Consider the following 14789-nt stretch of genomic DNA (forward strand, 5'->3'; position numbering starts at 1 on the left):
CTGACTCACTCGGCCTGGAGGCCATCAAAGTGACCCGTACTCCCAAGATCGTGCTGCTGACCCTGGCCGTTTCGGCCGCGCTGGTTGGCTGCGGCAAGAACGAAACCCCGGCCAAGGACGCCACCGCCTCCACGCCGGCTGCCGCCGAAGCCACCAATTACACCCTGGACGAGAGCAAGCTGCCGGCCTACAACGCCTTCCAGCCCAGCGACCTCGATACCACCAAGGACGCCTGCGGCGCCTTCGGCGACTACGTCAACAGCAAGTGGCTGGCCGCCAATGAGATCCCGGGCGACCGCACCAGCTGGGGCGCCTTCACCATCCTCGACGAGCGCTCGGTGGCCGTGCAGCACCAGCTGGCCGAGCAGGTGGCACAGGTGAAGACCCCGAACCACATCGAGAAGATCGTCGGCGACCTGTGGGCCACCGGCATGGACGAGGCCAAGATCAACGCCCAGGGCATCGAGCCGCTGAAGGCCGACCTGACCGCGATCGATGGGCTGCAGGACAAGGCGGCCATTGCCAACTACCTGCGCACCAGCGCCGCCAAGGGTGACAACGTCCTGTTCGGCTTCGGCGCTGAAGCCGACTTCAAGAACTCGGCCGTCAACATGGCCTACGCCAGCCAGGGCGGCCTGGGCCTGCCGGACAGCACCTACTACACCGATGCCAAGAACGCCGACAAGCTGAAGGCCTACCAGGCACACGTCGCCAAGGTGCTGGAGCTGTCTGGTGTTGCCGCTGCCGACGCTGCCAAGCAGGCCGAGGACGTGGTCAAGTTCGAGACCCGCCTGGCCAAGGCCTCCAAGTCGCGCGTCGAACTGTCGCGCAACGTCGAGCTGTACTACAACCCGGTCACCCTCGCCGACGCCGACAAGCTGACCCCGAACTTCAGCTGGACCGAGTTCTTCAAGTCGCAGGGCGTGGCCGCACCGGAGAAGTTCTCGCTGGCCATGCCGGCCTTCCATGAGGAAGTGAGCAAGGCGCTGGGCGACACCGATCCGTCTGTGTGGCGTGCCTACCTGCGCTTCCACACCGTGGACAGCGCCTCGCCGTACCTGGCCGACGCCTTCGTGCAGGAGAACTACGAGTTCTACGGCAAGACCCTCAACGGGCAGAAGGAACAGAAGCCGCGCTGGAAGCGCGTTCTGGGCACCATCGAGAACGACGCCGGTGAAGCCTTCGGCCAGCTGTACGTGAAGGTGGCCTTCTCGCCGGAAGCCAAGGCGAAGATGGAAGAACTGGTGAAGAACCTGGCCGCCTCGCTGAAGGAACGCATCCAGGGCCTGAGCTGGATGAGCGATGAAACCAAGGCCAAGGCCATCGCCAAGTGGGAAACCTTCACCCCGAAGATCGGCTACCCGGACAAGTGGCGTGACTGGTCGGGCCTGCAGACCCAGCGCGACAGCTTCCTGGGCAACGTGCGCGCGGCCAACGAGTTCAACTACAAGTTCAACCTGTCCAAGATCGGCAAGCCGGTGGACAAGACCGAGTGGGGCATGACCCCGCAGACGGTCAACGCCTACTACAACCCGCTGCAGAACGAGATCGTGTTCCCGGCCGCCATCCTGCAGCCGCCGTTCTTCGATCCGAAGGCCGACGACGCGCTGAACTACGGCGGCATCGGCGCGGTGATCGGCCACGAAATGACCCACGGTTACGACGACCAGGGCGCACGTTTCGGGCCGACCGGCAACATGGAAGACTGGTGGACCGCCGCTGACAAGAAGAACTTCGAAGGCCTGACCGGCAAGCTGGTCAAGCAGTTCGACCAGTACAAGGTCGACGGCCAGGCGGTGAACGGCCACCTGACCCTGGGCGAGAACATCGCCGACCTGGGCGGCCTGGCCACTGCTTACGATGCCCTGCAGAAGGCCAGCGCCGGCAAGGAAGACCCGAAGGTGGACGGCTTCACCCGCGACCAGCGCTTCTTCTTCAACTGGGCCACCGTGTGGCGCACCAAGTACACCCCGGAGAACGCCAAGGTCCGCCTAGCGACCGACCCGCACGCCCCTGCGCAGTTCCGCGCCATGGGTGCGCCGTCGAACCTGCCGACTTTCGCGGCCGCGTTCCAGTGCAAGGCCGGTTCGCCGATGGCCCGCAGCGGCGACCAGCAGGTGGTGATCTGGTAAGCCACGGCTGACGCCGCGGCAGACCTGCAGAGGCCCGGGAATTCCCGGGCCTTTGTTTTTCCGGGGTGTTTTTCATCCACGCATGGTGTGGATCCAATGATCTCGGCGCTCCCCGCTAGCGGCCGACCCTGGTCGGCGAAAGCAGCGTGATGCGTGCATGCCGCGTCGATGCGCGGCTTGCTATAGTGCGCGCGCCCTCAATCCATCACGGATTCGTTCCACATGCCCAATTTCCGTCCGCTTGCCATCGCCCTGGGCATCAGCCTGGCGACCCTGGTCCCGACCCATGATGCGTTCGCCGCCGCCAAGAAGAAGGCCGCGCGCGCCCCGGCCGTCAGCGCCCAGTGCAGCGACTTCTATGACGCCACCAACGCAGGCTGGCTGAAGGCCAACCCGGTGCCACAGACCGGTGCCACCACCGCGCTGGGCCAGCTGGTCGACCGCAGCCGTCAGCAGCAGCGTGAACTGCTCGACGCAGCAATGAAGGCGCCGCAGGGCAACGTGCAGAAACTGCTGGGCGACTTCTGGGCCAGCGGCCTGGACGAAGCCGCCGTGGAAGCCGACGGATCCAATCCGATCGCCCCGCTGCTGACCCGCATCAACGCCATCAAGAAGGCCAAGGATGTGCCGGCCTCGATCGCCGCGTTGCACCAGGTCGGCATCCCGGTGGCCTTCAACTTCGGCCCGGACGTGGACCTGAAGGCGCTGGACCGCCACATCGGTTACTTCATGCAGGGCGGCATGGGCCTGCCGGACCCGGCGTTCTATACCCGCACCGACGCCGACACCGTTGCGCTGATGGGCCGCTACCGCAATTACGTCAAGCAGATCCTGGCACTGACCGGCACTCCGGCCGCCAAGCTGGATGCCGAGTCGCAATCGGTGATCGCACTGGAAACCGAACTGGCGCGCAACGCGCAGTCGCTGGCCGGCATCAACAACCCGTTCAACAACTACGCGCCGATCTCCACCAAGGAGCTCAACAGCCGCTACCGCAACCTGCAGCTGGATGCCTTCCTGAAGGCCCAGGGCGTGGACGACGACCTGGTCTCGCTGGCCGACCCGGGCCTGTTCAAGCAGCTCGATGGCATGGTCACCAAGCTCAAGCCGGACCAGTGGAAGGCCTACCTGCGCTGGCGCGTGGGCGACTCGATGGCGCCCTACCTGTCCAAGGCCTACCGCGACGCCGAATTCGAATTCCGCGGCCGCGTGCTGCGTGGCGAAACCCTGCCGCCGCAGCGCTGGGAAGACGTGCTGGAGGCGATCAACGTGGCCGCCGGCCCGATGCTCGGTCGCGAATACGCCGCCCGTTACCTGTCGGCCGAAGACCGTCGCCAGGCCGCATGGATCGTCGACAAGGTGCGCGAAGTGCAGATCGAAGCGGTCAAGAACAGCAGCTGGATGAGTGCCGAAGCCAAGACCGAAGCGCAGGCCAAGCTGGCCGCGCTGAAGATCGAGATCGGTACCCCGCTGCGTGATCTCGACTACAGCGTGCAGCCGATGGGCCGTGGTTCGTTTGGCGGCAACATGCTGATTGCGTCGACCTGGCGCCACCGTGAGGAAATGAAGCGCATCGGCAAGGGCAACGCCGACCGCCGCTGGGACGTGCTGCCGCAGCAGCCGTCGCTGGCCTATGACCTGGCGCAGAACCGCCTGATCGTCACCGCTGCGATCCTGCAGGGGCCGGTGTTCAACGCCAAGGCCGACGCTGCCGACAAGTTCGGCAGCTTCGGTGGCCTGGTCGGCCACGAGCTGACCCGCGCGATCGATGCCAAGGGCGCACTGGTCGATGCCAAGGGCGAACTGCGCAGCTGGTGGACGCCGGCCGACAAGACCGCCTGGACCCTTCTCGGCAACCGCGTCGCCGCGCAGTACGGCGCCTACGATTTCCCGGGCGTGAAGGGTGCCAAGGTCAACGGCACGCTCACCCAGGAAGAGAACCTGGCCGACATCGCCGGCCTGGAACTGGCGTGGGCCGCGTACACCGCGCAGGAGCCGAAGGCCAAGCCGGCACAGCAACAGAGCTTCTTCCGCGCATGGTCGGCGTTGTGGGCGCAGCAGCTGTCGCCGAACGAGGCCGTGCGTCGCCTGACCGCCGACATCCGTGCACCGGGCCTGTGGCGCAGCAACGGCACGCTGGCCAACCTGCCGGCGTTCGGTGCCACCTTCAGCTGCAAGGCCGGCCAGCCGATGCAGCGCAGCGAAGCCGAGCAGATCAAGGTCTGGCGCTGAGCTAACTGCTGCAACTGGTAATGCAGAGGGCGCCTTCGGGCGCCCTTTTTTCGCTTGGCGACCCAAAAAAGGGACCCCGGCATGGCCGGGGTCCAGGTCGTTTTCTGGAGAGATCGATCAGGTGCTGCGATCAGAAGTCGTAGGACGCACTGACACGAACCGAACGAGGTGCGCTGAAGTAGGTACCCATGCCGTAGGTGTTGGACACCGTGTAGGGGCCATCTTCATAGACCGCGTCAGACTGCACCGCGCGACGCTGGTTCAGCACATTGAAAACATCCAGGCTGAAAGCCAGCTTGTGATCGGCAAACGAAGGGCGATACATCACGCCCAGGTCCAGGCGGGTCGTCCAGGGCTGCCGGCCGGCGTCACCCGGACGCGACGGCTTGCCACCGCAATAGTGATAGGCCGCGTCGTAGCCCAGCGGATCACTCTCATCGGTGCCGTAGTAGCCCAGGCAGCTCTTCGGCGCCCCCGACATGATCCGCAGGGTGGCCGACGCCGACCACTCATCGTTGAACATATAGGCGCCATAGCCCTTCAGCTGGTGACGGCGGTCGTTCGCCAGATAGCCACCGGCGTATTCCATCAGTGCCGCGGCATCCCAGTCCTGGGTCTTGGAGACGTCATCCTGGCCGATATCCGACTTCACCTGGCCTTCGGTATTGCCGAAGCTGCGCGACCAGGTGTAATCCAGACGTCCGTACCACTTGTCGCTCAGCGGGTGCTCGATGAACAGATCGACGGCGATGTAGTCACGCTTGGCCTTCTTGTTGCCGTAACCCCAGTCGGCGGAGCTCATCTGCACCGGCGTGTAACCCGAGCCATCCGCGTGTCGGATCATGAAGGTGTTGGTCTTGCCCGGATTGAAGATCACACAGCCCGGGACATCGAGATTGCTGTCGTCGACGCCCATCGCGGCAAGCTTGTCGTGGATGCGATCGGAGTCACAGGTATCGTCGATGGCCGTCTGCAGGCGACGATAGGTGAACTTGGCACCGGAGCTCCAGCGCTCGCCCAGCGTCTTCTCGAAGCCAAGGATCAGCTCGTCCTGGTACTGCGACTTCAGGTCGGTCGGCGCAATCGACAACGGATCAGGGGTCTGGCCATATTCATTGTTGGCTGACACCGGGCCCGGGCCCAGAGCGGTCAACCCGGTCGGGTTGCCGTTGGCATCAATTCCGCTATAGGTGAAGTACTCGCGGGTGAACGTCGAGGCGGAAGCACCACGAATGGCAACGCTGTTGGGCAACGCCAGGTAGTAGCGGCCCAGGTTGGCGAACACCTTCAGCGACGAATCGCCAAACACATCCCAGCTCGCGCCCAGGCGCGGCGCCCACTGGTCACCGCTGTCGACGTAAGGCTTGGCCGCACTGTTGTAGTTGGTGAACTTGTCATTGCGGATGCCGAGGGTCACCAACCAGTTCGGCGTGACCTGCCAGCGGTCCTCCAGATAGTAGGCCTTCTGCTTGACCGACATGCTGGTGGTCGTGGAGAAGATGTACTTCTGCACGAAGTAGCCGTTGCCGCCCGGCGGGGTGATATCAAAGCCCGGATTCGGCGACGAGGCCGGATCAACACGACCATAGATCCAGGCATACCCCGGCCCGGTCATCGCCTGACCTTCGTTATGCCCCTGGAAGTACATGTTATCGATACCACCGGTCAGCTCGTGGTTGCCGATGCGGTACTGCAGGTCTACACGCAGGCCTCGGGTCTTGCTGCCCGCATCTGACGACTTGGTATAGAGCGCCGACTGGTCGTTGCGGATGGGGCGGCCACCGGTAATGGACGGATCCTGATTGCCCGGGCTGCTGAGATAGGGGTTGGCCGTATCCAGCGGATTCGACTCCAGATTGCTCTCCTTGCTGCGACCCCATACCGCACTCAGGGTCAGGTCATCGTTCAGGTAGCCGGTGTACTTGAAGATGTCAAAGTCGTCCTTGAGCTTCGTGGTGTTCGGGAACGTGCCGGTGCGATCACCTTCGGCCAGGTCCTCGTAGTCGAACGATCGGTAGTAGCCACCGTTGCGATCGGTGTTCTGCACGCGGGTGTATTCCAGCGTGTTGCTGTCGTTGATGTTCCAGTCGATCTTTCCATAGAACTTCGGCGCATCAATGGTGTAGTGGTTGCGCACCTGCTGCGTTGCTGCAGAGCTGTTCGTGGACACACCTTCGGTGCGGTCCTTTTCCGCAGCCAGGTGAATGAACAGACGATCCTCGATCAGTGGGCCACTGGCATAGCCACTGTAGGTGGTACGCGTGGCGACATCGTCCTTGCGGTAGCGATAGAGCGAACCAGGCAACGAGTCATCGGTGTAGCTGTATCCATCTGGCAGCTGGCGATTGGGATAGATGACAGTGGCCGCAGACGCCGACAGCGAGTCCGGGGCCCAGGTGGCCTGCACGCCGAAATGCCATTCATTGGTGCCGCGCTTGCCGAGCTGGTTGATCACACCACCGGTGGAGCGCCCGTATCCCGCTCCGTAGCCGCCCATGAACGTTTCCTGCTGGTCGATCGACCCATAGGGCAGGCTGATACCACCCAGGTTGCTGAGCGGATTGTTGGCCAGGAAGCCATTCAGATAGTAGGCATTCTCAGTAACACTGGAACCACCGAAAGACAGCACCGAACGCGAGCCATTGCTGAACGCGCCACTGCCTGCGACAACACCTGGCGCGAGCAATGCGATGGCTTCGGCGCTGCGCCCCAGTGGCAACACATCCAGTTGCTCGGACGTAATGACCGACTTGGACACCGTATTGGTGACATCGATCTTCGGCACATTCGCCGCGACGACGTTCACGGCCTCCAGCGTGGTGGCGGCACTGCTGCCACCGGCAAACGACACCTCGGTGCCAACGCCGACCTTCAGCAGAACATTCTCGCGCTGATCGACGGTCTGGCCGTCACGCTGCTGGATGATGGTGTACTTGCCCACCGGCAACGAGCCGAGGTTGTAGCGGCCATTGCTGTCGACGGTCGCCGAGCGTTTCAGGCCCGTATCGCTCTGCACGACGATGGTCGTGCCGGCAGGCGCACTGCCGTACAACGAACCGGTCGTGCTCTGCGCGGCTGCGGCGCCGATGAAAGAAGTCAGGACGACCGCCAAGGCGGTACGCTTCAACCTTGCGACGTGCTTGCTGCTGGTCATGGAGTTTCCTTGATTCGGTGAAGATCAGGCTGCAGTTGCAGAATTGCTGCACGGAAGCGACAGCCCCATGTAGCTGAACCAAATATTAATTTCATCAATTCTTAATTTGCAATGGCGGCTGAACAAAAATAACCAATTGAAATTGAAGGAAAAGTTTTGATACAAACATGAACTTTGTTCAAGTTTGGTTTATTAATCAGCCGCTTGCAGCCCGCTCCACCCGTTACCGCCCCCAGTCTCCGGTCACCGTGATACCCATCCCGGCTTAACACCGGGCGTGCTATCGCTGCGGCTTCGTCCATCGCGGAGCCCCGACATGGCACACAAGAACACCATCTGTGTCTGGTACGACAACGGCGCGCTCGAGGCCGCCACCTTCTATGCCAGCCTCCTGCCCGACAGCGCGGTCACCGCCGTGCATCACGCGCCGGGCGACTACCCGGATGGCAAGGAAGGCAACGTGCTGACCGTCGAATTCACCGTCTGCGGCATTCCCTGCGTCGGCCTCAACGGCGGCAGCGCGTTCAAGCACAGCGAAGCGTTCTCCTTCCAGATCCAGACCGAGGACCAGGCCGAGACCGACCGCCTGTGGAATGCGATCGTCGGCAACGGCGGCCAGGAGAGCCAATGCGGCTGGTGCAAGGATCGCTGGGGCATCTCCTGGCAGATCAGCCCGCGCATGCTCATCGAAGCAGTGACCAGCAAGGACAAGGCACTGGCCAAGCGCGCCTTCAACGCGATGATGCCGATGAATAAGATCGACATCGCCACCATCGAAGCGGCAATAGAAAAAGGGGACGGAGGGGATTAAGTCGTTTCTGCCCACCGCTGCCGACCCTGTGCGAATTGCGACTTAATCCCCTCCGTCCCCTTTTTTTGAGGTGCTGATGTCCTGGGATGCAATCATCATCGGGGGTGGCCACAACGGCCTGGTCTGTGCGGCCTATCTGGCGAAGGCCGGAAAGAAGGTGCTGGTCCTTGAACGGCGCGGCGTGCTCGGCGGAGCGGCGGTCACCGAGGAGTTCCATCCCGGCTTCCGCAACTCGGTGGCGTCGTACACGGTGTCGCTGTTGCAACCGAAGGTGATCGAAGACCTGCAACTGCATGCCCATGGGCTGCGCATTGTCACGCGCCCGGCCAACAACTTCCTGCCATTGCCCGACGACCGCTACCTGTTGTCGGCACCTGGCCGCACCCAGGCCGAAGTCGCTGGATTCTCCGCTCGGGATGCACAGCGCCTGCCAGCGTACGAAGCACGCCTGGAGATCTTCGCCGATGTACTGCGCGCGTGGGCTCTCCGCGCGCCACCGGACATCGGCGTCGCCGGCGGCTGGCGCGGCCTGCCCGCACTTTGGCAGATGGGGAAGCTCGGCCGCGAACTGGCGGCGCTGGATGCACCGCTGCGGCAGGAGCTGCTGGACCTGTTCACGCTGTCGGCGGCGGAATACCTGGACCGCTGGTTCGAGAGCGAGCCGATCAAGGCGCTGTTCGGCTTCGATGGCATCGTCGGCAACTATGCCAGTCCATACACACCGGGCAGCGCCTACGTGTTGCTGCATCACGTGTTCGGCCAGTGCAATGGCGTGAAGGGTGCATGGGGCCATGCGATGGGTGGCATGGGCGCGATCAGCCAGGCCATCGCCAGCGCGGCGCGCGAGGCCGGGGCCGAGCTGCGCGTGGATGCCGGCGTGCGACGGGTACTGACCGAACAGGGCCGCGCCGTGGGGGTGGAACTGGCCAACGGCGAAACCCTGCGTGCACGCGCGGTGGTCGCCAACGTCAATCCGAAGCTGCTGTACGAACAGCTGCTGGAGCCGGCGCAGGTACCGGCTGCCACACGCGAACGCATGACGAACTGGCGCTGCGGTTCCGGCACCTTCCGGATGAACGTGGCGCTGTCGCGGCTGCCGGAGTTCCGCGCCCTGCCCGGTCCGGGCGATCACCTCAGTGCCGGCATCATCATGGCCCCCAGCCTGGACTACATGGATCGCGCCTGGCTGGATGCGCGCCGCGACGGTTGGTCGCGCGAACCGATCGTGGAAATGCTGATACCCAGTACGCTGGACGATTCACTGGCACCGCCCGGACAGCATGTGGCCAGCCTGTTCTGCCAGCACGTGGCGCCGGTACTTCCTGATGGGCGTCACTGGGATGACCACCGCGAGACGGTAGCCGACCTGATGATCGCTACCGTTGAACGCTATGCGCCCGGCTTCGCTGACAGCGTGCTCGGTCGTCAGGTGCTGTCCCCGCTCGATCTGGAACGCACCTTCGGTCTGGTCGGCGGCGACATCTTCCACGGCGCACTGAGCGCCAACCAGTTGTTCTCGGCGCGGCCGATGGTCGGCCAGGCCGGCTATCGCGGCGCCCTTCCCGGCCTGTATCTGTGTGGGTCGGGTACCCATCCCGGCGGTGGTGTTACCGGTGCACCGGGGCACAATGCGGCGCAGGTGGTGCTGCGGGACCTGTAGTGGTGTGCCGACCAACGGTCGGCACCTACGGCGTCAAATGATCCTTCGGATCATTTGACGCTGCGCAGATGGTTCGGGCGCTTCGGGGGGCCGGGCGGGCGACGCTTGTTGAACGGCGGCTGCCCGCGCCAGTATCGGATCAGCAACCAGCCGAACAGCATGCCGCCCAGGTGCGCGAAATGGGCCACGCCCGGCTGCCAGCCGGTCATTCCCAGCACCAGTTCGCCCACGCCGAACAGGATCACGAAGGTCCGCGCCTTCATCGGGATCGGCGGGAACAGCAGCATCACCCGCTGGTTGGGGAACAGCATGCCGTAGGCCAGCAGCAGGCCAAACACGCCACCGGAGGCGCCCAGCACCGTCGCCGGGTTTTCCAGCAGCGTGCCCACCAGCAGCTGGCAGACGCCTGCACCAGCCACGCACACCAGGTAATACAGCAGGAAGCGCTTCTCGCCCCAGGTCTGCTCCAGCGGCGCGCCGAACATGAAGACCGCCAGCATGTTGAAGAACAGGTGGCCGAAGCTGCCATGCAGGAAGCCATAGGTCAGCAGCTGCCACGGCTGGAAGTTGCCGCCCGGCGAGAACGCATCGAAGCCCTGCTGCAGCGGTTGCAGCATGAACGGCTCGAAGGTCTGCATGCCGAGCAGGAACTGCTGCTGCAGCAGGAACAGGATCGCATTGGCGATCAGCAGGGCCTTGGTGACGGTTGGCAGTCGCGGGAACATGGGAGTACCGGCATGGAACGGCCTCCATCATAGCCGCAGCACCGTGTCTTGTTGGCGGCCCTCAGGTCCGGCCTGTTCAGTCGCCAGCGGTGCTCAGACCGGGCCCCACACAGCGGCATCCAGTGCCGCTGCCGGATCAGCCGCCGGCATCCGCACCCGGCCGTTCTCCACCACCACGCCCTCCGCGCGCAACCGCTGTGACTGCTCGCGCCATCCGGCCGACCCTTCTTCCATGGCAATTCGCCCATCCGAGCGCAGCACGCGGTGCCAAGGCAGGTCCGGGTCGTCGTTCTGGCCCAGGATGCGCGCGGTCAGCCGCGCACGCCCGGGCAGGCCCGCGCGCATCGCTACCTGCCCATAACCCATCACCTGCCCTACGGGGATCGCGCGGATCACCGCCAGGATGCGCGCACGCGCCTGCTCCGGTGTCAGCGCCGCAGGCGGGTCACCAGCAGTACGCCGATCAGTACCAGCACGGTGCCGGCGATCTGCGCCGGCCCCATCGGTTCGTCGAGCAGCCATAGGCTCATCACGATGGTGGAAACAGGGCCCAGCATACCGACCTGCGCGGCCAGCGACGAACCCACGCGCTGCACCGCCAGCATGATCGCCAGCACCGGCAGCACCGTGCACACGGTGGCATTGACCAGCGACAGCCATTGCACTGGCGCCGGTGCCTGCCACAGCAACGGCAGCGGATGGGTCACCGCGAAATGCAGCAGCACCAGCACGCTGGCCACGCAGCTGGCATAGGCGGTCAACCGCACCGCGCCGATGCGTGCGACCACCTGCCCACTGCCGAACAGGTACAGCGCGTAGCTGAGCGCACTGCCCAGTACCAGCAGGCTGCCGACGATGATCTGCCCGCCCTCGCGCTGCAGATCGTGGCCGAAGGCGAGCAGCACGCCCAGATAGCTCAGCACCAGCGCGCCGATCTGCCACCGACCGGGCCGCTGGCGCGCCAGCAGCACGTTGATCAGCAGCACCAGGGTCGGGTTCAAGTAAAGAATCAGGCGCTCAAGGGTCACGCTGATGTACTGCAGGCCCTGGAAGTCGAGCAGACTGGACAGGTAGTAGCCGGTGAAGCCCAGCCACAACACGCGGGCACGGTCGGCCCAGGACAGCGGCTCGGCCCGGCGCGCGGACCACAGTGCCATCAGTACGAACAGCGGTAGCGCCATCAGCATGCGCAGGGCGAGCAGCGTGGTGGCATCCACGCCGTGACGCAGGCCGAGCTTGACGATGATGGCCTTGCCGGAGGCGGCGATGGCGCCGATCGCGGCCAGGCCGATGCCTCCCAGCGCGATGCGTGGGGAAGCGGTGGCGATACGGGAAGCGGGGCTGGACATCAGGACGACGGCGGGCCGCACGGGGCGGCCAGGGAAGGCGTAAGGGCGTCCATTGTCGCATGGGTGCGCCTGGTGACCTGGAGAGCCGAGCATAGGATCGGCTCTAAAACCGTCCAGCTCAGCGCATCAGCACCACTTCCTCGGCCGAGGTCGGGTGGATCGCCACGGTGTCGTCGAACTGGGCCTTGGTCGCGCCCATCTTCACCGCCACCGCAAAGCCCTGCAGGATCTCGTCGGCCGCTTCGCCCAGCAGGTGGATGCCCACCACCCGTTCTTCCGGACCGGCACAGACCATCTTGAACAGGCTGCGCTGGGTGCCATTGGCCAGCGCCTGCAGCATCGGACGGAAACGGCTGTGGTAGACGCTCACCTGATCGAACCGCGCGCGCGCCTCTTCTTCGCTCATGCCCACCGCGCCCAGCGGTGGATGCGAGAACACCACGCTGGCCACGTTCTCGTAATCCATCTTCGACTGCGGGCGGCCACCGAACAGGCGGTCCATCAGCCGCCGCGAAGCGGCCACCGCCACCGGGGTCAGGCCGACCTTGCCAGCGATGTCGCCCACCGCGTGCACGCTCGGCACACACGTGGTCTGCCATTCGTCCACCTGCACCTGCTGGTGTTCGCCGATACCGATGCCGAGCGCTTCCAGGCCCAGATCGCGGCTGTTGCCACGGCGGCCGGTGGCAAAGAACACCGCGTCGAACACGCTGTCGAGCGGGCCATCATGGCCGAATGCACGTACGCGTTCGCCATCGCGCTGCAGCTCGCGCAGGCGATAGCCGAAATGGATGCGCACGCCCTGCTGCTTCAGGTTCTCGGCCAGCTGATCGGTCAGCTCGTAATCGAAGCGATCCAGCAGCCGCTGGCCACGCACCAGCAGGCTCACCTTGCTGCCCAGTGCCTGCAGCAGGCCGGCCAGCTCCACCGCGATGTAACCGCCACCGATGATCGCCACCTCGGCCGGTGCCGCGCGCAGATCGAAGAAATCATCGGAGACCAGGCCCAGTTCGGCACCGGGGATGTCAGGCCGCAGCGGGTGCGCGCCGGTGGCGATCAGGATGTGTTCAGCGCTGTAACGCACGCCATCGCTGCAGGCCACGGTATGCGCATCGAGCAGATGACCGCGCGCCGGAATGCGCACCACGCCGGTTTCGTCCAGGCGCTTGTGGTAGCTGGTGTGGATGTTGCTGATGTAGGCCTGGCGATGGATCACCAGCTCCTGCCACGACAATGCCGGGCGTGCCTTGACATCGAAACCCATCGCACTGGCCAGGCCGATGCGCTCGTGCAGGTCGGCCGCCAGCCACATGGCCTTCTTCGGCACGCAGCCGACGTTGACGCAGGTCCCGCCCAGTTCACCAGGCTCCAGCAGCGCCACGCGCTTGCCGTGCTGCGCGGCGCGGATCGCGCCAGCCAGGCCGGCGGAACCACCGCCAAGGACGATCAGGTCGTAATCATAGGGTGCAGTGCTCATCGGAATCGCTCGGGTCGGTAAGGGGCAGGATCGATCGCCGGCGTGCGGCCGCAGACGAGATCGGCGATCAGCTGGCCGGTGCCGGCGCTCATGCTGATGCCGAGCATGCCATGCCCCGCTGCAAGCCAGACGTGAGGATGCGCGGGCGCGCGGCCGATCAACGGCACGTCGTCCACGCTCATGGGGCGCCACCCGCACCACTGCTCCTGCAGCTGCACACCACGTGGCGCGCGCAGGTAGTGGTCGGCGGCCTGCTGCAAGGCCTGCAGGCGGGTCGTGCGCAGCTGCGGATCGGCACCGGCGAATTCCATGGTACCGCCCAGCCGCAGCGCTTCGCGCCAGGCGATCACGAACACGGAATGGTCCTTCAGCACGACTGGACGCTGCGGCACCTGCGCCGGTCGTGACCAGGTCAGCGAGTAGCCCTTGCCGGGTTGGATCGGCACGCGCAGACCCAGTTGCCGCGCCCAGCTCGGTGACCACGGCCCGGTCGCCAGCACCAGCTCTCGCGCCAGCAGCATGCGTTCACCGACACGCACGCGCACACCCTGCGCATCGGCGCTGAAATCCTCCACGTCCGACTGCTCTTCGATCACCACGCTCTGTGCGCGCAGCACGCGCGCCAGTTCGGCGGTGTAGCGGTCCGGACGCAGCTGGGCATCGCCGGGGAAGTGGATCGCACCGGCAAGGCGATCATGAAACGCCGGATTGTCGCGCGCGTAGTCGGTGCCATTGATGCGCGCCGAGGCAATGCCCTGTGCGTTCAGCGCCTCACACTCGGCAGCGTGGTGATCGAAATTGCGGGCGTCACCGAACACATAGTCCAGACCGCGCGCCTCGAACTCGCAGTCCAGCGCATGCGTCTGCACCCACTGCGCCAGGCGCAGCCGTGAATCATTCAACAATGCGCCGCGTGCCCGCGTGGCGTGCAGCCAGTCGCGTGCGTTGCAGCGCGCCCCGAACTGCAGCAGCCAGCGCCACAATGCTGGGTCCAAGCGTGTACGCACGTACAGCGGCGCACGCGGATCGAGCATCCAGCGCAGCGCGCGCAACGGCACGCCGGGCGCTGCCAGCGGTGGCGCGTGGCTGGGGGTGATGGTGCCGCAGTTGCCATGCGAGGTCGCGCCGCCGACACGCCCACGGTCGATCACGCGTACCTGCCGGCCCTGTGCACGCAGCGCGAGTGCGGCAGCCAGTCCAATGGCACCGGCGCCGACCACGATCACATCCTCGCGCGCGCCCTGCATCG

10 protein-coding genes are annotated in these 14789 nt (G+C 65.1%); 4 read left to right on the forward strand and 6 right to left on the reverse strand.

Annotated features, from left to right (window positions below; all coding sequences use genetic code 11):
* The first annotated feature begins 29 nt into the window (after positions 1-29).
* A complete protein-coding gene (locus AC5P9P_RS07100; RefSeq protein WP_495232668.1) occupies positions 30-2132 on the forward strand; it encodes a M13 family metallopeptidase in 2103 nt (700 codons plus the stop codon).
* Positions 2133-2354: 222 nt separating this feature from the next.
* A complete protein-coding gene (locus tag AC5P9P_RS07105) occupies positions 2355-4364 on the forward strand; it encodes a M13 family metallopeptidase (RefSeq protein WP_033835305.1) in 2010 nt (669 codons plus the stop codon).
* Between the two features lie 130 nt (positions 4365-4494).
* Here AC5P9P_RS07105 and AC5P9P_RS07110 read toward each other — a convergent pair whose 3' ends face one another.
* Positions 4495-7518, reverse strand: a complete 3024-nt coding sequence (locus AC5P9P_RS07110) for a TonB-dependent receptor (protein ID WP_005410506.1) — start codon at positions 7516-7518, stop codon at positions 4495-4497.
* 316 nt (positions 7519-7834) lie between these two features.
* Here AC5P9P_RS07110 and AC5P9P_RS07115 point away from each other — a divergent pair, with 316 nt between their 5' ends.
* Together AC5P9P_RS07115 and AC5P9P_RS07120 are read left to right on the forward strand one after the other, a co-directional pair.
* Positions 7835-8329 (forward strand): VOC family protein, encoded by a 495-nt coding sequence (locus AC5P9P_RS07115; protein ID WP_033835306.1) that lies wholly within the window; start codon positions 7835-7837, stop codon positions 8327-8329.
* Positions 8330-8405: 76 nt separating this feature from the next.
* Positions 8406-9989: a phytoene desaturase family protein gene (locus AC5P9P_RS07120; RefSeq protein ID WP_111197735.1), complete on the forward strand. Its 1584-nt coding sequence runs from the start codon at positions 8406-8408 to the stop codon at positions 9987-9989.
* A gap of 50 nt (positions 9990-10039) precedes the next feature.
* Here the strand turns inward: AC5P9P_RS07120 and AC5P9P_RS07125 are convergent, their stop codons facing one another.
* The 5 genes from AC5P9P_RS07125 to AC5P9P_RS07145 form a co-directional block, all read right to left on the reverse strand.
* Complete coding sequence (locus AC5P9P_RS07125; RefSeq protein WP_111188171.1) at positions 10040-10714, reverse strand: rhomboid family intramembrane serine protease; 675 nt, start codon at positions 10712-10714, stop codon at positions 10040-10042.
* Between the two features lie 93 nt (positions 10715-10807).
* A complete protein-coding gene (locus tag AC5P9P_RS07130) occupies positions 10808-11236 on the reverse strand; it encodes an MGMT family protein (RefSeq protein ID WP_395760173.1) in 429 nt (142 codons plus the stop codon).
* A complete protein-coding gene (locus tag AC5P9P_RS07135; RefSeq protein WP_111188172.1) occupies positions 11143-12063 on the reverse strand; it encodes a DMT family transporter in 921 nt (306 codons plus the stop codon). The genes AC5P9P_RS07130 and AC5P9P_RS07135 overlap by 94 nt, the downstream gene beginning before the upstream one ends.
* Positions 12064-12181: 118 nt before the next feature.
* Positions 12182-13540, reverse strand: a complete 1359-nt coding sequence (gene gorA, locus AC5P9P_RS07140; RefSeq protein WP_288468568.1) for a glutathione-disulfide reductase — start codon at positions 13538-13540, stop codon at positions 12182-12184.
* Entirely contained in the window at positions 13537-14787 is a 1251-nt protein-coding gene (locus AC5P9P_RS07145) for an NAD(P)/FAD-dependent oxidoreductase (protein ID WP_495232669.1), read from the reverse strand. Before AC5P9P_RS07145 ends, gorA begins: the two co-directional genes overlap by 4 nt.
* Between the last annotated feature and the right edge of the window lie 2 nt (positions 14788-14789).

The organism is Stenotrophomonas sp. YJH_SMC_14-1 (assembly GCF_059372275.1).

What these genes read in the sequence shown, in the direction of transcription:
- AC5P9P_RS07135 (WP_111188172.1), bottom strand. Translation starts at nt 12,063, where the DNA reads ATGTCCAGCCCCGCTTCCCGTATCGCCACCGCTTCCCCACGCATCGCG.
- AC5P9P_RS07120 (WP_111197735.1), top strand. Translation starts at nt 8,406, where the DNA reads ATGTCCTGGGATGCAATCATCATCGGGGGTGGCCACAACGGCCTGGTC.
- AC5P9P_RS07115 (WP_033835306.1), top strand. Translation starts at nt 7,835, where the DNA reads ATGGCACACAAGAACACCATCTGTGTCTGGTACGACAACGGCGCGCTC.
- AC5P9P_RS07130 (WP_395760173.1), bottom strand. Translation starts at nt 11,236, where the DNA reads ATGGCTGCTCGACGAACCGATGGGGCCGGCGCAGATCGCCGGCACCGT.
- AC5P9P_RS07145 (WP_495232669.1), bottom strand. Translation starts at nt 14,787, where the DNA reads ATGCAGGGCGCGCGCGAGGATGTGATCGTGGTCGGCGCCGGTGCCATT.
- AC5P9P_RS07105 (WP_033835305.1), top strand. Translation starts at nt 2,355, where the DNA reads ATGCCCAATTTCCGTCCGCTTGCCATCGCCCTGGGCATCAGCCTGGCG.
- gorA (WP_288468568.1), bottom strand. Translation starts at nt 13,540, where the DNA reads ATGAGCACTGCACCCTATGATTACGACCTGATCGTCCTTGGCGGTGGT.
- AC5P9P_RS07110 (WP_005410506.1), bottom strand. Translation starts at nt 7,518, where the DNA reads ATGACCAGCAGCAAGCACGTCGCAAGGTTGAAGCGTACCGCCTTGGCG.
- AC5P9P_RS07125 (WP_111188171.1), bottom strand. Translation starts at nt 10,714, where the DNA reads ATGTTCCCGCGACTGCCAACCGTCACCAAGGCCCTGCTGATCGCCAAT.